The organism is Flagellimonas alvinocaridis (assembly GCF_004916895.1).
Taxonomy (GTDB): Bacteria; Bacteroidota; Bacteroidia; order Flavobacteriales; family Flavobacteriaceae; genus Flagellimonas; species Flagellimonas alvinocaridis.
Map to the genome: position 1 here is coordinate 73,831 of NZ_SNTZ01000007.1, position 17,973 is coordinate 91,803.

The following is a 17,973-nucleotide window of genomic DNA, read 5'->3' on the forward strand; positions in this document are numbered from 1 at the left end:
GAAGTTTTTAGAAGTTCGGGCTGAGATCGTGCCCTCTGTAAAATGCATCAATGATTTCAACCACTTCTTCCTCCGTGTCCACCAGTCGGATTAGATCTAAATCGGTTGGGCTTATGTTACCTGCTTCAAGCATAGTGTTTTTGATCCAATCCAATAATCCTTTCCAAAACTCGGTGCCCACCAAAATAATGGGAAACTTCTGAATTTTATGCGTCTGTATCAGGGTGATGGCCTCAAAGAGCTCATCCAACGTACCAAAGCCTCCAGGCATTACCACAAACCCTTGGGAGTATTTCACGAACATTACCTTTCGTACGAAGAAATAATCAAAGTCTAAAGATTTGTCATCATCAATGAATGGATTGTCATGCTGTTCAAAGGGCAGGTCAATATTCAATCCAACGGAAGTTCCTCCAGCCATATTGGCACCTTTGTTACCAGCTTCCATAATGCCGGGACCACCTCCTGTAATGATACCATAGCCTGCTTCAGCTACTTTTTGTGATATCCTAACGGCTAAGTCGTAATAGGGTTGTCCGGGACGAATTCTAGCAGAACCAAATATGGATACACAGGGACCTATCTGGCTCATTTTCTCAAATCCATTGACAAACTCACCCATAATTTTGAATATGGCCCATGAATCGTTTGTCTTTATCTCATTCCATCCTTTGGTATGTTGTTCTTTTCGCATCTGCATAATTATGATTTAAACTGCCTTTGCAATTTTCTGTTTTGTATTCTCCAATTCTTTCTTCAAAAACTTTGCCGTATAGCTTTTCGTATCCTTGGCCACTTCCTCGGGAGTACCAGTAGCTACGACCATTCCGCCCCCACGGCCACCTTCATAGCCAATATCTATAATATGGTCCATCATTTTGATTACATCCATATTATGCTCAATGACGAGAATGGTGTTTCCTTTGTCCACCAATTGGTTGAGCACTTCCATAAGCACCCGGATGTCTTCAAAATGCAAGCCAGTTGTAGGTTCGTCGAGGATATAAAAAGTATTTCCGGTATCTCGTTTGGAAAGCTCTGTGGCCAACTTTACCCGTTGTGCCTCTCCACCTGAAAGGGTTGTGGACTGTTGCCCCAGAGATATATAACCCAATCCCACGTCTTTTATTGTTTTTAGTTTACGATAAATTTTAGGGATGTTCTCAAAGAAATCCACAGCTTCGTTTATGGTCATATCCAACACATCTGCAATGGACTTGCCCTTGTATCGAATTTCCAAGGTTTCCCGATTGAAACGCTTCCCATTACAGGTTTCACATTCCACATAAACATCGGGCAAAAAGTTCATTTCAATGACTTTTAAGCCTCCACCTTGACAGGTTTCACAGCGTCCCCCGGCCACATTAAAACTGAACCGTCCTGGTTTGTACCCTCGGATAGTGGCTTCCGTGGTCTTGGCAAAAAGCGCGCGAATCTCGCTAAAAACACCCGTGTAGGTGGCTGGATTGGAGCGTGGTGTGCGTCCAATGGGAGATTGGTTGATATCAATGACCTTGTCGATATGCTGGAGCCCGGTAATTTTTTTATGGGGCATGGGTTTTTTAACCCCATTGAAGTAATGGGCATTCATAATGGGGTAGAGGGTCTCATTGATCAAAGTAGACTTTCCACTACCGGATACCCCAGTTACGCCTATCAGTTTTCCCAAAGGGAACTCGGCAGTAACATTTTTTAGGTTGTTACCCGTACACCCTGAAAGCACGATTTTTTTACCAGTTCCTTTCCTGCGCTCGGTAGGAACGGGAATTTCCTGTTCCCCTGTAATGTATTGGGCGGTAAGGGTATGATGATTCCTAAGTTCTGCAGGAGTGCCTTCAGAAATGATCTCCCCTCCATGGCGGCCCGCTTTAGGACCAATATCGATAACGTGGTCTGCATGTTCTATCATATCCCGGTCGTGCTCCACCACAATTACGGAGTTTCCAATATCGCGAAGGGATACCAAGGAATGAATCAATCGTTCGTTGTCCCGTTGATGCAGACCAATACTGGGTTCGTCCAGAATATAGAGAACGCCCACCAATTGGGAGCCGATCTGTGTGGCCAATCGTATACGCTGTGCCTCACCTCCCGAAAGCGATTTGGAGCTTCGGTTCAAGGAGAGGTAGTCCAAGCCCACATCCAATAAAAATTGCACCCGGGTCTTGATTTCCTTGATGATTTCCTCGGCTATGATTTTTTGGTTGCCCCCGAGAGAGCTTTCAAGCTTTTCGAAAAAAATGAACAGTTCGGCAATGTCCATTTGGGCCAGTTGAGCAATATTTTTCTCCCCAATCTTAAAATAGAGCGATTCTTTCCGTAGCCGTGCACCTTCACAGGAAGGGCATTGGACCTTGTCCATATAGTCTTTGGCCCACCGTTTAATGGAAGTGGAATTGGCCTCTTCGAACTGGGTTTTTATAAAGTTGGAAATGCCTTCGTAATCAATTTTGTATTGTCTTTTTACCCCCAAGGTTTTGGAATCCACTTCAAAGCTATCCTTTCCGCCATTCAAAATGATTTCTATGGCTTCCGCCGGGATTTTTTCAATGGGGTCGGTCAGTTCAAAACCATAGCGCTGGGCAATGGTCTCCAATTGTTTAAAGGCCCAAGATTTTTTGTATTCCCCCAAGGGGGCGAGTCCACCCGCCTTGATGGACAATTTTGGATTGGGGATGATTTTTTGCTCGTTGATTTCATGAACGTGCCCCAAACCGTTACAATCTGGGCACATGCCCTTTGGGGAATTGAAGGAAAAGGTATTGGGTTCCGGAGTGGGGTAGGAGATGCCCGTAGAAGGACACATAAGATCTCTACTGAAATACCGAGGAACGGTTTCTCCTTCTTCCAAGACCATGAGCACATTGTCACCACTGTACATGGCTGTATTGATGGTCTCGCCCAAGCGTTTATGGAAATCCTCACTTTCCGAAACTTTCAAGCGGTCAATGACAATCTCTATGTCGTGAGTTTTGTAGCGGTCTACCTTCATTCCCTTGGTGATGTCCAACACTTCGCCATCAACACGCACTTTTACAAATCCTTGTTTGCCGATTTGTTCGAACAATTCCCGATAATGACCCTTTCTGGATTTGACCACTGGGGCCAATACGTTTATTTTTTTATCGAGATAGGCCTCAATAATCAAATCTTTGATTTGTTCATCGCTATAGCTGACCATCTTTTCACCAGTGTTGAAACTGTAGGCATCACCAGCTCGTGCAAACAACAATCGGAGAAAGTCGTACACCTCGGTAATGGTCCCAACGGTAGAGCGGGGCGATTTTGAGGTGGTTTTCTGTTCAATGGCAATCACAGGGGACAGACCATCAATTTTGTCCACATCGGGACGTTCCAATCCGCCCAAGAACTGCCGGGCATAGGCCGAGAAGGTTTCTATATAGCGTCGCTGGCCTTCAGCATAAATGGTATCAAAGGCCAAAGAGGATTTTCCGCTGCCCGAAAGACCGGTGATTACTACGAGCTTTTCACGCGGAATGGTAACATCTATATTTTTCAGATTATGGACTCTGGCGCCTTTAACCTCAATATGTTCTTCGTAGTTGACCATAAAATCATAGCAAACCTCAAAAGTAGCGATTTGGGATGTAAAAATGAAGTGGCCCCAAGTTTCGTTTTTGTTAATTGATGATTTATTTTTGAGTTTGAAAACAGTCATTTCGACCAAATGGGAGAAATCTAGATTTCTCAGATGCAAAGCTTCTACGAAATGACATTAACTATATAAAATGAAATTATTGGGTATTGGTTCCAGAATTGAACATCCAGAGTACGGTAAAGGGGTGGTGACTAATGTATCATCGAAGCATTATTGGGTCACATTTTTGGAAAATGGATTGGAAACCATTGATTTGGATTCCGAATTTGAGGTGATTGAAGCTGTAGAGGACGAAGTGGATACAGTGAGTTTTTTTGATGTGGAGCGTTCCTTGGTGAAGATTTTGGAAAAATGGAGTGATACCCATGAGAAAGTGGCAATTGCCGATAAATGGAAAGGTGGAAAATTGATTTTAGACCCAGGTGATGCCACGCAGAGCAAGGAAATGCCCATTGAGACCTTCTTCCATAAGATCGTGATGGTGCGTGACCGCATCAGGGTGATGGAACAAAAAATAAATAGTAGCAATAACTTGGATGACCAAGAAAAGATAGACCTGCAGCAATATATTACCCGCATCTATGGCAGCTTGACCAGCTTCAATGTGCTGTTCAAAAATAAGAGCGATCATTTTGTTGGGGAGCGGAGTAAGTAACACTATAGTTTGGTTATTATTTCCATGGCCCATTGATCATTTGATTTTCTCAGGTTCCGAACAGCGTGTTTAATAATCCACTTACGTTCTATTGTGGCCTGAGACACCCATGATTCAACCAGTTTTTTGGCTTTGTTAGGGTTGTCTTTCAGGATGTCATTGATGGTGTTGGCTACCGAGGTTTGGACATATTTACTGGGGTCGTCCTTAAGATTCTCCAGAATTGGAAAGATGGGGGATGGGTCGTGTACAAACATGTTCAGCTTTTTGGCCCATGGCAAGCGGGGTCTTGCCCCTTCACTGGATAAACGACGTACATGTTTGTTAGGGCTCTTAGACCATTGAATAAGCACCTTTACTGTCTGTTCAGGGTACTTTTCAAGAAAGGGCCTGATAGCGTACTCCCCAGTATTGCGTTTGGTGATTTCCCCAATGGCCTCCATGGATTGTTCAAAATGATCATGGCCATACTTTTCAACATATTTGGCAATCGGCATAATCCAATAAAACTCTTTGAACATGCCTGTCTCTTTTTTATTCTCAGGACCCAAAATGGCTAACAAACAATTTAAATTGGTAAGGTAATCACCAGTTAAATGGGATTCCAAGGCATCGGCTATACACTCAATTCTATCTTTCAGCTCCAGTTTGCCAACTCTTTCCGAAACTGTACTTGTAAACGATTCGTGATTTATAGGAATACCTTTTTCAGATAGCTTATTGGCCAATAGTTGGGCCAATTCCACATCAAACCAAAGCTTTAACTGCTTATAAGCCATACTCTTTATTTTTGGAAGATACGTCCAAAATTAAGAGAACTGGTTATACCGCCTCTTTCTTCTCGCTCAAATATTTCCAATACCGTTTGGGTACGTGTTGCGTGTGCAATTTTGGGTTGATACGGGATTTGATGCCGGTACTTTTAAAATAATCGTTCCATAGGGTCTGGTAATCGTATTCCTCGTTCAAAAAAGCATCACTTTTATGGATTTTGTTAAAATGGATTTCCTTCAGATTGAGCGAGACCATTTCCACATGGTCCAAGTTATAGTAGATACCATATTTACGTTTCACATCATAGATCAGCCATTGCTGGTCTGCGTAGCGGTTGCGAAAATGTTTTGAAATCAGGGGTAACACATCGAAATCGGGTTCAATGTTGGCAAAATAGATATCGTCCTTGGTCAGTTGGAAGCGAACAAAGGCTTCCATACGGTGTTTTTCGCGACCCACTTTTTTGGCCAATTGGTCAATGAAAAGTACAATCCCATCGGAATAATCCATTTGCTTTCCAAGGGTGGTGGCCATCAGTTTTTGAATGTAGGTGTAGAGCATCAATTCTACCCCTTCGGTTTCGCTCAAAAAAGCAAAATACACATTGGCAATGGCATTATGACTCTTGTTTCTGATTCCGTTCCAGACCCGTTTGGCCTTTTCCACATGGGTGAAGATGGTTTCTGATTCGGAAAACAATCCGTTCTGACCTTGGCCATTTTTTTGGATGTCGGCCACATTAATTTTTTCGTCGAAGGCGACAAAGACGGCAGTGAGGAAGCCATTGAAGCTACCATCGTAAATTAGGGTTTTTGAAGGTTTCATAGTGCTCATTTTTGATGTTTAATTGAACAATGACAATTGGGTGCTATACTGATTCCGAAACTTGCCTGTTGAAGTCTGTAGGATCATACCCTTGATTTTCTCCGCATCCAAATCCCTACGTTCCCAATGGCGGGAATCACATACCATAAAGTATTGGGCACGGTTGAGGGCCACCCCGATTTTTTTAAGGTGGTCCCAGTTCAGTTTTCTAAAGCGGCGTGCCTTAAGGATTTTATCCACAGAACGCATCCCAATTCCCGGGATTCGTGCCAATAGAGCCTTGTCTGCACTGTTGACATCAACGGGGAAATGGTGCAGATTGCGCAACGCCCAAGAGAGTTTGGGGTCTACATCCATATCCAGGTTGGGATGTTCCTTGTTCAGGATTTCGTTAATGGCAAAGCCATAAAACCGAAGGAGCCAATCCGTTTGGTACAGTCGGTTTTCGCGCAACATGGTCACTTGTGAGCCTATGGCGGGCAGTCTCATATCATCTGCTACGGGAACATAGCCCGAATAATAGACCCTGCGCATTTGGTAATTCTTGTAATAATGGACTGCAGAATACATGATGTCCTTGTCGGTTTCCCCGGAAGCGCCCACAATCATCTGGGTGCTTTGTCCGGCAGGGGCATATTTTGGAGTGCTCTTGATGATTTTTCGTTCAGCCTTGTAGCGGACAATCTCATTTTTCACCTTGAGCATGGGTTTGGTGAAATCCTCATGTTTTTTGTCGGGAGCCAATAACTTTAATCCTGAAATGGTAGGTACCTCAATGTTCACGGAAAGTCGGTCTGCATACAATCCTGCTTCGTACATGAGCTCATCACTGGCCCCGGGAATGGATTTTAAATGGATGTATCCGTTGAAATTTTCCTCTTCCCGTAGTTTTTTGGCCACGGTCACCAAACGTTCCATGGTGTAATCGGCATTTTTAAAAATTCCGGAACTCAAGAACAGCCCCTCGATATAATTCCTGCGATAAAAATTAATGGTGAGGTCCACCACTTCTTGGATTTTAAAAGCGGCACGTTGGACATCATTGCTTTTCCGTGTTACGCAATAGGCGCAATCGAAAATGCAGTGGTTGGTCAATAAGATCTTCAATAAAGAGATACACCTGCCGTCTTCCGTATAGCTATGGCATATTCCCATTTTGGAGGCATTGCCCAACCCTTGACTTTTGTTTGTCCGGTCACTACCACTACTGGCGCAGGACACATCATATTTGGCGGCATCAGCCAGAATGTTCAACTTTTCCCGTATCCGTTCAAAATTCATAACTTGGAAATATTCCAATCAAAGATATGGAAATATTCCAATTATTGGATATAATCCATTAAATATTTTGGAAATAATCCAAATTATGTATATTTGAAATTATTTGGTCACCTCGACCGCAATCGAGAGGTCTTTGTTCTTAGGTTAAATAATGACAATTCAGGCCTCAATCTCATATAAGAACGGATGAAATGGAAAATGAACTAACCTTAAAACGATTTACGGATATCCGACGTGAATTGGGATTTACCCAAGCAGAGTTTGCCCAATTGTTGGGCGTCAAGAATACCACGGCCGATATTGAGCGGGGAAGGACCAAGCTATCCGGGAAAGTGGTGACAGAGCTGTTGAAACAGTTCAAGATAAATCCCATGTGGCTGTTCGGAGAGAGTGATCAAAAGCATTTGGACACTTCCAAAACCAGTGTGATTCCCAAAGTGGTTACTGTTGACAATTCAGACCAGGACAATATGGTATTGGTGAATGCCCGGGCCGCAGCGGGGTATCCCCAAAATATTACAGATACCAGTTGGTATCAACAATTACCGGCGTTTGATCTGCCCATTCCGGAGTTCAGAAATGCCACCTATCGTGGTTTTCAAGTCGAAGGCGACAGTATGTTGCCCAATCTAAAGCCCAATGATTGGGTGTTGGCCCGTGCCATTGAACACATAGATCATGTGAGCCCGAATAAAATGTATGTGGTGGTGCTTCAGGATTCGGTGATGGTCAAAAAGATTGAGAAACGTCCCAATTCCAATAATATCACTTTGGTTTCCTTGAACGAGGCGTATCCACCTTACGACATTAAGCCCTTCCAAATCCAAGAAATTTGGGAAGTGAGTAGCAAATTGACCTTTAATGTGGATGCCACAACAGAAACTGGTTTGCTGAAGCAGTTGCAGCAGTCCATGGAAGAGCTCAAACGCCAAATGGGGCAGGTCAACACCTAAAAATTACTTGAAATAGGTTTCCTTGATACTTTTGGCAAGAATGTTGGCCGCTTCAGGATACAATCGAAACCAAAGCTCAGGTTCAAAAATTTCGAGCTCGGCCAAGGCCCAATCCCCGTCGTTGTCCTTAAAAATATCCACCCGGGCATATATCGGGAGTTCCAATGCGGCTTGAGCCGCTTTTTCGGCAAAAGCAATCTGTTCTTTGGAGGGGATGTAATCGTGTACCGTTCCACCAAAATCATCTTGTACCCTAAAATCCCCCGGTTTGGCAATTTTGAGTACCGCATGGGTGAACTTTCCGTTAAATACCATCATGGAAATTTCTCCTTCCTTAACAATGTTTTCCTGAAATTCTTGGAGCATCATGGCTTCTTCGCCAATCAACTCTTGAAAGATGGCTCCGTACTTTGGAATGTCTTCCTTTAGGATTTTGTAGGTATGGCGGGCCGCTCCAGAAACGCAAGGTTTCAGGATAAAAATGTCATCTATGAACCCTTGATTTTCGAGCGCATCTTCAATAGTGTCGCGAAGTGTGGTTTGGGTCCCTTTTTCAATAAAAATGGTTTTGGGGATATTCACTCCGGCATCTGATAAGTCCTTCAGGTAATGTTTGTCAATGTTCCAATAAATAAGGTCTTTGGAATTGATGAATTTCGTTTGTTTGGAGGCGGATTCCAACCATTTGGAAAACTCTTGATATCGGTCAAAATAATCCCAAGTGGTCCTGAACAATGCATATTTGGTGGATGACCAATCAAAATCCGGGTCGTCCCAAGACTTTCGTATGGCATTCAGCCCTAAACGTTGCAGTGCTTCCAAGACTAAACGGTCTTCAAGAAGGACATTTTCTATGTAGGCGCTTTCTTTTTTGGGGTTGATATATCTTGGGTCGGTCAGTACAACGACATCAAAACTCATAGGCAAACTTTAAAATCCAACAGCGGTATCGTCCCCTCTTTTATCGGCTCCGCCTTCCAAACGGCCATCGGGGAGCACACGGATAGCGTCTACTTTTCCAATGATGGGGGTTCTTTCTTCATTGATGATGTATCCTTTTGATTTCAGTTCATCGGTAAGGGTTTCAGGAAACCCTTCAGGTTCAAAGATGATCATGTCGGGTAGCCACTGGTGATGGAACCGAGGAGCATTTACCGCTTCTTGCATGCTCAGATTGAACTCGTATACGTTGAGAATCGTTTGGGCCACTGCGGTAATGATGGTGGAGCCTCCGGGTGTACCAACCACCATATAGAGCTTTCCGTCTTTTTCCACAAGAGTGGGGGTCATACTGCTCAACATCCTTTTTTCGGGGGCAATGCTGTTGGCTTCGGCACCGATCAACCCAAACATATTGGGCACTCCAGGTTTAGAGCTGAAATCGTCCATTTCATTGTTCAAAAAGAACCCTAATTCATCTACATAGAGTTTGGAGCCAAACCCACCATTCAAGGTGGTGGTGGCCGAAATGGCATTCCCCTCGCTGTCCACAATGGAATAGTGAGTAGTTTCGGAGCTTTCCACAATTTCAACCTCCCCATGGCTCACCTCTGAAGAAGGGGTGGCTTGGTCAAATGAAAAATTGGCCATGCGTTCTTTTAGATAGGCATCACTAAGCAAGGTTTCCAAGGGAATATCCACAAAATCAGGATCGCCCAAGAAATAATTTCGGTCCGCGTAGGCACGTCGCGCTGCTTCGGTGAAGAGCTGGATGGTCTTCACGGAATTGTGTCCGAATTTGGAAACGTCATGGGGTTCCATCATCTTAAAGATTTGGTTGATGGTCACCCCGCCGCTACTGGGCGGACTCATGGAAATAATGCGTAGGTCTTTATAGTCGAACACAATCGGGTCACGCCACTTGGCTTCATATAGTGCTAAATCCTCTTCGGTCATATAGCCTCCCTTTTCCTGTACAAAGGCCGCCAGTTTTTGGGCCATTTCACCTTTGTAGAAGCCATCTTTTCCGTTATCTCGAACCTTTTTAAGGGTATTCGCCAATTCAGGGTATTTTATAGTGTCTCCTTTCTTGAAATTGGCGGCAAACTTGGTGCTGTCACCATTTACCTCTATAAAACGCTCCTTGTAACCTTCCAATCGCTTGGCTTGCTTTTCGGTAACCACCACACCTTTTTGGGCCAGGGCGATTACCGGTTCCATGATATCGGACAGGGGTAGGGAGCCAAATTTTTCATATACTGCCATGACCCCGGCCACGGTCCCGGGGATACCAACTGCAGTGGCTCCAACGATGCTCATATTCGGAATCACATTCCCAAGGGAATCCAAATACATATCCTTGTGGGCAGCAAGCGGGGCTTTTTCGCGATAGTCGATTCCACCGATATCGCCATTGTTTTTTCGATAGACCATAAAACCACCGCCACCTAGATTTCCGGCAAAGGGATAGGCAACCGCGAGAGCCAGTTCTGTGGCCACCATGGCGTCAAAGGCATTCCCGCCTTTTTTCATGATGTCCGTTCCAATTTTTGAGGCTTCTTCACGGGCCGAGACCACCATGGCTTTTTCCGTGACCAGTCCCGTAGGGACCGCAGGTTGCTGCTTACAGTTCAAGAACAGGAAAAGGAGGGGGGCTAGGAGTATTATTCTTCGCATAGGGAAATGAATTTTTGCTTGGAAAAGGTAATCAATTCTTCAAAAAAAGCGGTGAACTCCGCTTCAAAGTCAGTATAATGTTCTTCGAGGTCCAAAATGGCGAAATTCATTTTCGACCTATTCTGCGTCCTTCGGTTCATTCCGTTGAGTACTCTGCCAATACCGGCAAGATTGGCATAATTGAGCAGCCAATTGTCCGTAATCATATAGGGCATCATCCGTTTGGTGCCCAATGGAAGCAGGTCGTAGTTATCCTCTAATAGGTCATAAAAGTTTTCCACATAGTCTTCAAGTGGAATTTTGGAATAATCGCTCCAATTTTTGGCCAAAAAATGGTCGTAAAAAATATCCACGATAACACGGCTATAATGGCTGTAATTCTTATGAAGCCGCTTGCTGCTTTGTTTGGGAATGGGGTGGGAGTCCGTATAGGTGTCTATTTCCCGGTGCAATAAAATGCCTTTTTGGATTCGTTCTGGGAAATGTTTGTACTTATTGCCTCGGATATGGTCGGCAAAGAAATTTCCTAAGGTAATTTCCTTGTCATCAAAGGACAGATAGATGTGGGCGAGGAAGTTCATCGAGGCAAATTTCTTTTCCATCGAAATTTACAAATTCCAAACATGGAATACAGATGGGCCCTATATATTTGCAAAAACTTTTTTAACACTATGACACTGATCAAATCAATTTCTGGAATACGAGGAACTATAGGAGGACGAACCAATGAAAACCTGACCCCGGTGGATGCCGTAAAATTTGCGGCGGCCTATGGCACATGGTTGAAGGAGTATTCCCAAAAAGAGAAATTGACCGTGGTGATTGGCAGGGATGCCCGTTTGTCCGGTGAGATGATCCAAAATTTAGTGGTCTCTACCTTAGTGGGACTGGGCATTGATGTAATTGATTTGGGACTTTCCACAACCCCTACGGTAGAAATTGCGGTTCCTATTGAAAAAGCGGATGGTGGTATTATTTTGACCGCCAGTCATAATCCCAAACAGTGGAATGCATTAAAGTTATTGAACGAACGCGGTGAGTTTTTGGATGCGGAGCAAGGGGCGAAAATATTGACCTTGGCCGACAAAGAGGATTTTAACTTTGTTGAAGTGGATGATTTGGGGACCATAACCAAAAACGATTCCTATATCGACATTCATATTGATGAAGTATTGGAACTCTCCTTGGTGGATGCCGATGTGATTCGCGAGAAAAAATTCAAGGTAGTGGTCGATGGTGTGAACTCCACTGGAGGTATTGCCATTCCAAAATTGTTGGAAGAACTGGGGGTTGAAGTAGTGAAATTGTATTGTGACCCTACGGGTCATTTTCCACATAATCCGGAACCTTTGAAGGAGCATTTGGGGGACATCTGTAAAAAAGTAGTGGAGGAAAAAGCCGATTTTGGTATTGTGGTGGACCCTGATGTGGATCGTTTGGCGTTTATCAGCAATGACGGTGAAATGTTCGGCGAGGAATATACCTTGGTGGCTTGTGCCGATTATGTTTTGGGAAAGACCAAGGGAAATACGGTATCCAATCTATCCTCCTCACGGGCTTTGCGCGATGTTACGGAAAAGCATGGCGGCACCTATGAGGCAGCTGCGGTAGGAGAGGTAAATGTGGTGACCAAAATGAAGGCCAACAATGCCATTATTGGCGGTGAAGGTAATGGTGGAATCATCTATCCTGAAAGCCATTACGGTCGTGATGCCTTGGTGGGCACCGCTCTCTTTTTAATGTTGATGTCCGAAAGAGGAGGCACAGTGGCCGAACTTAAGGCCAGTTATCCCAGCTATTTCATGAGTAAAAAGAAGATAGAGCTTACTCCCGAGTTGGATGTGGATGCCCTTCTGGATGCCATGCACAACAAGTACAAAAACGAAGAAGTATCCACCATTGATGGAGTAAAGATTGACTTTCCTGAAAATTGGGTGCACTTGAGAAAATCCAACACCGAGCCCATTATTCGAATTTATACCGAGGCCAAATCCCAAGCGGAAGCCGATGGTCTTGCGGATAGGATCATTGATGAGATTAAGGAAGTGGCTGGATTGAGCTAGGATTTTTCCAACTCGTATACGATTTCCTGTGCATTGAAATCTTCTGGCGATAGCTGGATGCGCTTGTCCGCATCCAGCCATATTTTCCATGTGCCGTTTTCCTTGCGCAATCCCACATTGAATTCACCATACCCCCTTACCACTAGGCTTTCATCATCACCTCTTTTGGAGCTGAAACGATAGTATCCTGTTTGGTAGGCCATGTCACCATCATCGTTGAGGGCCGTGGACCGAATGGCAAAGGCAATACCTATTTGGCTGCCCCGGGCCTTTACGGTTTCCACAAAATTCCCAAACTCTTCCAAATAGCTTTCCCCGGTCTCCACTTGATTTTGATCTTGGGTCACCCTAAAAATATCTTGGGTATGGATCGACTTTAATTTTTGGGAGTCGGATTGGTCATAGGCTTCCATGAACGGAATCCAAACTTCTGTTTTAATGGCTTCCAAGGTTTCTTGGGGAATGTCTTTAGGAGGTCGTTGTCCATAGGACAGCACAAAAGTGCAGAAGAGCACAATAGCAGTTAACTGTTTCATTTTTTGTTGATTGAATGATTGTTGAATATAAAAAAGAGAACCAACTTGCGGTTCTCTTTTAAGAAAAGTATATGATTTTGGATGCTGTCCAATAAAGGGGCAGGCCTCCAAATGATTTAGCTATGTACCGACTCCAAATAGGCGCCTCGAACCACTTTGGCGGTTTTGTGGTCGCCCGTATGGCTCCATCCCGGGGGCATGACCAGATATCGAAATTTGTTAAGGATGCCAGGTGCATTCCAAACATCCTTGGCCAAGGCCACTATTTCGCCAAAATATACATCCAGAAAGTTGCCAGAGTCCATTTCGCGTGTGATGCCATACTCAATTTGGATATCGTGTTGTTCCTCTTGATAGGTCTTGAACACCTTGTCCCAGATGTTGAGCAGGTTGCAAAAATTGGTATCCATATAGAGCGGATTCTTGGCGTGGTGTACCCTGTGGTGTGACGGGGTCAGGATGATTTTGTTCAAAAAACCCAATCGACCATTTTTCAATAAATTCTCCCCAACATGGATGAAAGCACCATAGGTGCCATCAATGAACATGATCAGAAACAGTAATTCGGGTTGTACACCCAATAGAATGCAGATGGTAGTTCGGATACTATCGGCATATGGGGCCTCCAGAAAAAAATGAGCATGGGTCACGGACAGGTTCATATCTTCCGGAGCATGGTGCGTGGAGTGCAAACACCAGAACAGTCTAACTTTATGGCCCAGATAGTGATAGACAAAATGGCCCAATTCCCAAACAATATATCCGTAGATGAACCAATACCAGGTCATGGTGGTTTGGAACGGTGCATATTGTTGAAACAATCCAATGCAAAAGGCAACCATGGCAATGGCAATAAATCGCCCTACAAACCTATTGAAGATGTAAATCAGAAAATTGACCTTGTAGACCTTGGCGTGTGGTTTCTTGTATATCAATCCCAAAATAAGCTCAAGAATAAGCAAAAGAGGGATAATGGGATAAATCAGGGATACAATACCATCATAGGTGGTGAAAGATGAATAATCGCCAGATTTTAGTATTTCCCAAGCTTGGGAAATGCCCAGAAAACCTATGACTTCATTGTAAAGTGTTTGCAATAATTCCATGAAAGTTTGTTTAGTTGGTTTAGAAAGTAGAAAACTAGGAAAAAAATTCTATAAAATTTCGACCAACAACAAATTGCATCCCACCTACGTCAAGTGGTTCACTATTTTAAACCTTACCTACTGATTCTGAAACTCTAAGGGAACCTTATTTCTGTGTTTCCAGCGTTTATGGGTCCAGAAATAATACTCTGGAGCTTCGCGTATAGATTTTTCAGTTTCTCTCAAAAAAGCATCTGTTATCTTGTAGTCCTCTACTTCAGAAGGGTTTTCGGAAAGTATTTTGAAAGTGCCTTCGTAATATCCTCTTTTCTTCTTTTTAACCTTAAGGTATACCGGCACAATGTCATTGGCTTTACAGATTTCCTCACCTCCAACGTGGGCGGGAACCACAATCCCCATAAAATCCGTCCAATACTTTGCCCTGCTGACCATCGGGGATTGATCACTGATTATACCCACCATCAACAACTCATTGCTTTCTTTGGCAGCTTTCAGGATTTTTCTGGACTCCCTTGTTGATATTAAAGTAGTGTTGAATTTCCCCCTTATCTGACGGATGAGTTTATCAAAATACTTGTTCTCTATTTTTTGATAGATGCCATAGCCTTTGGACTGTATTTGAAGGTTTAACGACAAAACCCATTCCCAACTGGCGTAGTGGGGAAGCATAAGCATGGTATTGGTCCCTTTTTCTTCAAGGCTATGAAGCAGTTCAAAATTGGTTACTGTAAACCGTTTTTGGATTTCTTCTTTACTAATGCCCATGGTCTTTATCATTTCCAAGAACATATCGCACATATGCTTGTAGAACCTTTTTTCTATTACTAGCCGTTCCACTTGGGACTTTTCGGGAAAAACCAAGGCCAAGTTGCTACGAACCACTTTTTTGCGATATCCGATGGCATGATACAATAGCGCGTACACGCCATCCGAAAGTAAGTAGATCAGTTTAAAGGGGAGTCTGGAGACCAACCAGAGCAAGGGATAGACAAGGATGAATATGGTCAACTGCATAGGCGATTCGTGTGTGCAAATATAGCTATATTTGAATCCAAACTTTACTATTCATGTTCAATTTACACATCGCTACTATTGCCATTATGGCCGCCAATGTCATTGTTTCCCTTAGAGGATTCAACTATACGGACTTTTTTGACCGATATAAGTTCAATATCAGTGGAATTCGGGCTGGACAGCGCGACAGAATAGTGACTTCTGGCTTTTTGCATGTTGACATCTCCCATCTGTTCTTTAACATGTTCACCCTCTATTTTTTCGCCAATGTGGTGATTGGGTGGTTTGGTCCCGGAAAATTTTTGGTCATTTATTTTGTCAGTTTGGTGGCGGGTAGCTTATTGGCCTTGTTTTTTCATAAGGATGAACCCTATTACAGTGCTGTTGGGGCAAGTGGCGCGGTAACAGGAATCTTATATGCGGCCATCCTGTTGAATCCGGATATGCAGCTGGGAATCATGTTTATTCCCATTCCTCTACCAGCCTATGTATTGGGGATAGCCTATCTTTTATATTCGATTTATGGGATGAAGAGTAGGTTGGGGAATATTGGACATACCGCTCATTTTGGGGGAGCTATAGGAGGCTATGTGGTCACTTTATTGTTTAAGCCGGAATTGTTTGTGACAGATACTTTAATTGTGGTTTTATTAGCCGTGCCTATTGTGATTCTCTTTGTTTTGGAGAAAATGGGAAAAATATAAATCAATAAAAAAGCCCTTGATCAAGGGCCTTTTTAAATCTGAAGGGAATATTTTCTTTAATTAAGAACCTCGGCCACCTTTTGTTCCAAGGCGGGTCCGCGAAGATCTTTGGCAATGATCACCCCATTTTCATCCAAAAGGAATGCAGCTGGGATGGCATTGATGTTGTACAATTGGGCAATAGGGTCTTGAAAACGTTTTAAGTTGGAAATATGGTTCCAAACCAATCCGTCTGATTCGATGGCACTTTTCCAATCTTCTGCACGAGCGTCCAAAGAAACCCCGATCACATTGAAACCTTTATCCTTGTATTTTTGGTACACAGAAACAATGTTGGGGTTTTCTTCCCGGCAAGGTCTACACCATGCTGCCCAAAAATCGACCAAAGTGAGTTTTCCTTTTGTGGTAACATCGCTCAATGCCAAAACATCACCTTCTGGGGTTGGCGCTGAGAATTCAGGAGCCTTTACACCAACTTCGGTGGATTTCATCTTATCCAACTGTTCTTTGATTTGTTTTCCAGGTTCTGAAGCCTTTACCTCAGGGGATAGGGCTTCGAACATGGCTTTGATTTCCTCATGGGGTAAAGCCTTGCTGGCCATAAGGTTACCGATGATCAAAGCAGAGATTAATGCATCTGGATTGTTTTTGGCGAATTCAACATTGAAGTTTTTAGCTTCTTCCTGGAACTCTATAAATTCTTCCCGTAGCGCAGTAACGGTTGCGGTATCGCGCTGTTGGGCGGCCATACGCATATCGTTTTGCATGGACATTGCTTTTTCGGACAGTACCCTGGAGTCATCCAAAAAATCCATGAAAAGATCATTCTGGTGAGTACCTTCCAATTTGGCATAGGTCATGCTGTCTTTTTGAAACTTGATTTTGATGTCACCGTTTTCCAAAATAAAAGGAATGTTTCCTCTACCGGATTCCATAAATAGATATGAAAGCTTTGGTTGGGCCTGTGTTCCCGTAAAGCTGAAAGCTCCATTTTCTATGGTGGTAGTGTCCAAATCCACAAGCTGGTTTAGGGAATCGGTGGTTCTTAGAAATATTTTGGTCCCGTTCTCTGGTTCGCCAGTAACAGTAACATTCAATGAATATCCTTTCGGTTCAGAATTGCACGAAGCCAATAGTAAAACTCCGAAAGCAATTACAAATACGTATTTCATATCTTGTAGTTTAAGTTGCTAAGGTATTCATTCCATATGGCATAAAAAAACCCTTGTACCTATCAAAAAGGTACAAGGGTGAAAATATCTTTAAACTGTATTTTTAGAATTGGTATCGAATCCCCAGGGCGATGTCAAAGTCAAAATTGTCACTGAACCCATCATAGCCCACCAAGCCCACTTCAGGCCTAAAATCGAGGGAAAGGAGTAGAGGGATGTCAAAATTGTATTCCACCCCAATATCACCTGCCGCAAACACAAACAGGCCATCGTTATCATTGTCAAAATCGGGTCCCGGATCAAAATCCACATTTCCCAATCCTCCACCTACACCGTAGTACCAGTTAAAATTGCCATCCAATTGGTGTACCCATTGATAAACACCACTAAGTTTAAAGGCATCAAAATAACGGCTGTCCCTCCAGCCTAAGTTGAATTCCGCCCTATTATATTGGGCTATGGATTTTTGATATGAAATTTCCGCTCCAAAGCCATCACTGTCCCCCAAACGGAGTCCAAGAGCGTGATTGGCAATGTCTTGCGCACTCACCGCGGTTGAGGCAAACAAAAAAAGCGCTGCAAATAGTGTGGTAATCTTCATAAGGTTCTCTTTTTAATTAAAATTAAAATAATTTTGTAATGTCTTTAAGACACT

Annotated in this window: 17 protein-coding genes; 4 read left to right on the forward strand and 13 right to left on the reverse strand. The window is 43.5% G+C overall.

Features of this window, described 5'->3' with window-relative positions; translation table 11 throughout:
* Nucleotides 1-7: 7 nt before the first annotated feature.
* Both EZV76_RS12620 and uvrA read right to left on the reverse strand, forming a co-directional pair.
* Nucleotides 8-694 carry an LOG family protein gene (locus EZV76_RS12620; RefSeq protein ID WP_136566925.1) on the reverse strand — a complete coding sequence of 229 codons (687 nt, stop codon included), beginning with the start codon at nucleotides 692-694 and terminating at the stop codon, nucleotides 8-10.
* A gap of 15 nt (nucleotides 695-709) precedes the next feature.
* Nucleotides 710-3,571, reverse strand: coding sequence for an excinuclease ABC subunit UvrA (uvrA, locus tag EZV76_RS12625; RefSeq protein ID WP_136566926.1), 2,862 nt, complete (start codon nucleotides 3,569-3,571; stop codon nucleotides 710-712).
* A gap of 178 nt (nucleotides 3,572-3,749) precedes the next feature.
* On the opposite strand from uvrA, the gene EZV76_RS12630 reads away from it, so the two are divergent.
* Nucleotides 3,750-4,274 carry a DUF8685 domain-containing protein gene (locus EZV76_RS12630; protein WP_136566927.1) on the forward strand — a complete coding sequence of 175 codons (525 nt, stop codon included), beginning with the start codon at nucleotides 3,750-3,752 and terminating at the stop codon, nucleotides 4,272-4,274.
* A 2-nt stretch (nucleotides 4,275-4,276) separates the two neighbouring features.
* Here EZV76_RS12630 and EZV76_RS12635 read toward each other — a convergent pair whose 3' ends face one another.
* Genes EZV76_RS12635 through EZV76_RS12645 form a run of 3 tightly spaced genes read right to left on the reverse strand, consistent with a single transcriptional unit; the run spans nucleotide 4,277 to nucleotide 7,154 of the window.
* On the reverse strand, nucleotides 4,277-5,053 hold the full coding sequence (locus EZV76_RS12635; protein WP_136566928.1) for a DNA alkylation repair protein: 777 nt from the start codon (nucleotides 5,051-5,053) through the stop codon (nucleotides 4,277-4,279).
* Between the two features lie 43 nt (nucleotides 5,054-5,096).
* Entirely contained in the window at nucleotides 5,097-5,873 is a 777-nt protein-coding gene (locus EZV76_RS12640) for a TIGR03915 family putative DNA repair protein (RefSeq protein ID WP_136566929.1), read from the reverse strand.
* Between the two features lie 18 nt (nucleotides 5,874-5,891).
* Entirely contained in the window at nucleotides 5,892-7,154 is a 1,263-nt protein-coding gene (locus tag EZV76_RS12645) for a putative DNA modification/repair radical SAM protein (RefSeq protein ID WP_136566930.1), read from the reverse strand.
* A gap of 191 nt (nucleotides 7,155-7,345) precedes the next feature.
* Between EZV76_RS12645 and EZV76_RS12650 the strand changes: the two genes are divergently transcribed.
* Nucleotides 7,346-8,107 carry an XRE family transcriptional regulator gene (locus EZV76_RS12650; RefSeq protein ID WP_136566931.1) on the forward strand — a complete coding sequence of 254 codons (762 nt, stop codon included), beginning with the start codon at nucleotides 7,346-7,348 and terminating at the stop codon, nucleotides 8,105-8,107.
* 3 nt (nucleotides 8,108-8,110) lie between these two features.
* Here the strand turns inward: EZV76_RS12650 and EZV76_RS12655 are convergent, their stop codons facing one another.
* From EZV76_RS12655 to EZV76_RS12665, 3 genes are read right to left on the reverse strand one after another with little or no spacing between them, the layout of a single operon-like run.
* On the reverse strand, nucleotides 8,111-9,028 hold the full coding sequence (locus EZV76_RS12655; protein ID WP_136566932.1) for an ATP-grasp domain-containing protein: 918 nt from the start codon (nucleotides 9,026-9,028) through the stop codon (nucleotides 8,111-8,113).
* Nucleotides 9,029-9,037: 9 nt separating this feature from the next.
* Complete coding sequence (gene ggt, locus EZV76_RS12660) at nucleotides 9,038-10,723, reverse strand: gamma-glutamyltransferase (protein WP_136566933.1); 1,686 nt, start codon at nucleotides 10,721-10,723, stop codon at nucleotides 9,038-9,040.
* Nucleotides 10,711-11,304 carry an acyl carrier protein phosphodiesterase gene (locus EZV76_RS12665; RefSeq protein WP_136566960.1) on the reverse strand — a complete coding sequence of 198 codons (594 nt, stop codon included), beginning with the start codon at nucleotides 11,302-11,304 and terminating at the stop codon, nucleotides 10,711-10,713. The genes ggt and EZV76_RS12665 overlap by 13 nt, the downstream gene beginning before the upstream one ends.
* A gap of 90 nt (nucleotides 11,305-11,394) precedes the next feature.
* On the opposite strand from EZV76_RS12665, the gene glmM reads away from it, so the two are divergent.
* Nucleotides 11,395-12,786, forward strand: a complete 1,392-nt coding sequence (glmM, locus tag EZV76_RS12670) for a phosphoglucosamine mutase (RefSeq protein WP_136566934.1) — start codon at nucleotides 11,395-11,397, stop codon at nucleotides 12,784-12,786.
* On the opposite strand, the gene EZV76_RS12675 is transcribed toward glmM, so the two are convergent.
* The 3 genes from EZV76_RS12675 to EZV76_RS12685 form a co-directional block, all read right to left on the reverse strand.
* On the reverse strand, nucleotides 12,783-13,322 hold the full coding sequence (locus tag EZV76_RS12675) for a YybH family protein (RefSeq protein WP_136566935.1): 540 nt from the start codon (nucleotides 13,320-13,322) through the stop codon (nucleotides 12,783-12,785). The two genes, glmM and EZV76_RS12675, sit on opposite strands and share 4 nt — an antisense overlap.
* Nucleotides 13,323-13,438: 116 nt before the next feature.
* Nucleotides 13,439-14,428, reverse strand: a complete 990-nt coding sequence (locus EZV76_RS12680; protein ID WP_136566936.1) for a sterol desaturase family protein — start codon at nucleotides 14,426-14,428, stop codon at nucleotides 13,439-13,441.
* Between the two features lie 117 nt (nucleotides 14,429-14,545).
* Entirely contained in the window at nucleotides 14,546-15,442 is an 897-nt protein-coding gene (locus EZV76_RS12685) for a lysophospholipid acyltransferase family protein (RefSeq protein WP_136566937.1), read from the reverse strand.
* A gap of 53 nt (nucleotides 15,443-15,495) precedes the next feature.
* On the opposite strand from EZV76_RS12685, the gene EZV76_RS12690 reads away from it, so the two are divergent.
* Nucleotides 15,496-16,146 (forward strand): rhomboid family intramembrane serine protease, encoded by a 651-nt coding sequence (locus EZV76_RS12690; protein WP_136566938.1) that lies wholly within the window; start codon nucleotides 15,496-15,498, stop codon nucleotides 16,144-16,146.
* 56 nt (nucleotides 16,147-16,202) lie between these two features.
* Here EZV76_RS12690 and EZV76_RS12695 read toward each other — a convergent pair whose 3' ends face one another.
* The gene (locus tag EZV76_RS12695) at nucleotides 16,203-17,318 is read right to left on the reverse strand and encodes a TlpA disulfide reductase family protein (protein WP_136566939.1); all 1,116 of its coding nucleotides are present in this window, start codon (nucleotides 17,316-17,318) and stop codon (nucleotides 16,203-16,205) included.
* Between the two features lie 103 nt (nucleotides 17,319-17,421).
* Nucleotides 17,422-17,919, reverse strand: a complete 498-nt coding sequence (locus EZV76_RS12700) for a hypothetical protein (protein WP_136566940.1) — start codon at nucleotides 17,917-17,919, stop codon at nucleotides 17,422-17,424.
* Nucleotides 17,920-17,973 lie beyond the last annotated feature (54 nt).

Excerpts from the sequence above, each read along its gene's own strand:
- EZV76_RS12685 (WP_136566937.1), bottom strand. The coding sequence starts at position 15,442 with ATGCAGTTGACCATATTCATCCTTGTCTATCCCTTGCTCTGGTTGGTC.
- EZV76_RS12620 (WP_136566925.1), bottom strand. The coding sequence starts at position 694 with ATGCGAAAAGAACAACATACCAAAGGATGGAATGAGATAAAGACAAAC.
- uvrA (WP_136566926.1), bottom strand. The coding sequence starts at position 3,571 with ATGGTCAACTACGAAGAACATATTGAGGTTAAAGGCGCCAGAGTCCAT.
- ggt (WP_136566933.1), bottom strand. The coding sequence starts at position 10,723 with ATGCGAAGAATAATACTCCTAGCCCCCCTCCTTTTCCTGTTCTTGAAC.
- EZV76_RS12630 (WP_136566927.1), top strand. The coding sequence starts at position 3,750 with ATGAAATTATTGGGTATTGGTTCCAGAATTGAACATCCAGAGTACGGT.
- EZV76_RS12690 (WP_136566938.1), top strand. The coding sequence starts at position 15,496 with ATGTTCAATTTACACATCGCTACTATTGCCATTATGGCCGCCAATGTC.
- EZV76_RS12655 (WP_136566932.1), bottom strand. The coding sequence starts at position 9,028 with ATGAGTTTTGATGTCGTTGTACTGACCGACCCAAGATATATCAACCCC.
- EZV76_RS12695 (WP_136566939.1), bottom strand. The coding sequence starts at position 17,318 with ATGAAATACGTATTTGTAATTGCTTTCGGAGTTTTACTATTGGCTTCG.
- EZV76_RS12700 (WP_136566940.1), bottom strand. The coding sequence starts at position 17,919 with ATGAAGATTACCACACTATTTGCAGCGCTTTTTTTGTTTGCCTCAACC.
- EZV76_RS12680 (WP_136566936.1), bottom strand. The coding sequence starts at position 14,428 with ATGGAATTATTGCAAACACTTTACAATGAAGTCATAGGTTTTCTGGGC.
- glmM (WP_136566934.1), top strand. The coding sequence starts at position 11,395 with ATGACACTGATCAAATCAATTTCTGGAATACGAGGAACTATAGGAGGA.
- EZV76_RS12665 (WP_136566960.1), bottom strand. The coding sequence starts at position 11,304 with ATGAACTTCCTCGCCCACATCTATCTGTCCTTTGATGACAAGGAAATT.
- EZV76_RS12635 (WP_136566928.1), bottom strand. The coding sequence starts at position 5,053 with ATGGCTTATAAGCAGTTAAAGCTTTGGTTTGATGTGGAATTGGCCCAA.
- EZV76_RS12650 (WP_136566931.1), top strand. The coding sequence starts at position 7,346 with ATGGAAAATGAACTAACCTTAAAACGATTTACGGATATCCGACGTGAA.
- EZV76_RS12675 (WP_136566935.1), bottom strand. The coding sequence starts at position 13,322 with ATGAAACAGTTAACTGCTATTGTGCTCTTCTGCACTTTTGTGCTGTCC.
- EZV76_RS12645 (WP_136566930.1), bottom strand. The coding sequence starts at position 7,154 with ATGAATTTTGAACGGATACGGGAAAAGTTGAACATTCTGGCTGATGCC.
- EZV76_RS12640 (WP_136566929.1), bottom strand. The coding sequence starts at position 5,873 with ATGAAACCTTCAAAAACCCTAATTTACGATGGTAGCTTCAATGGCTTC.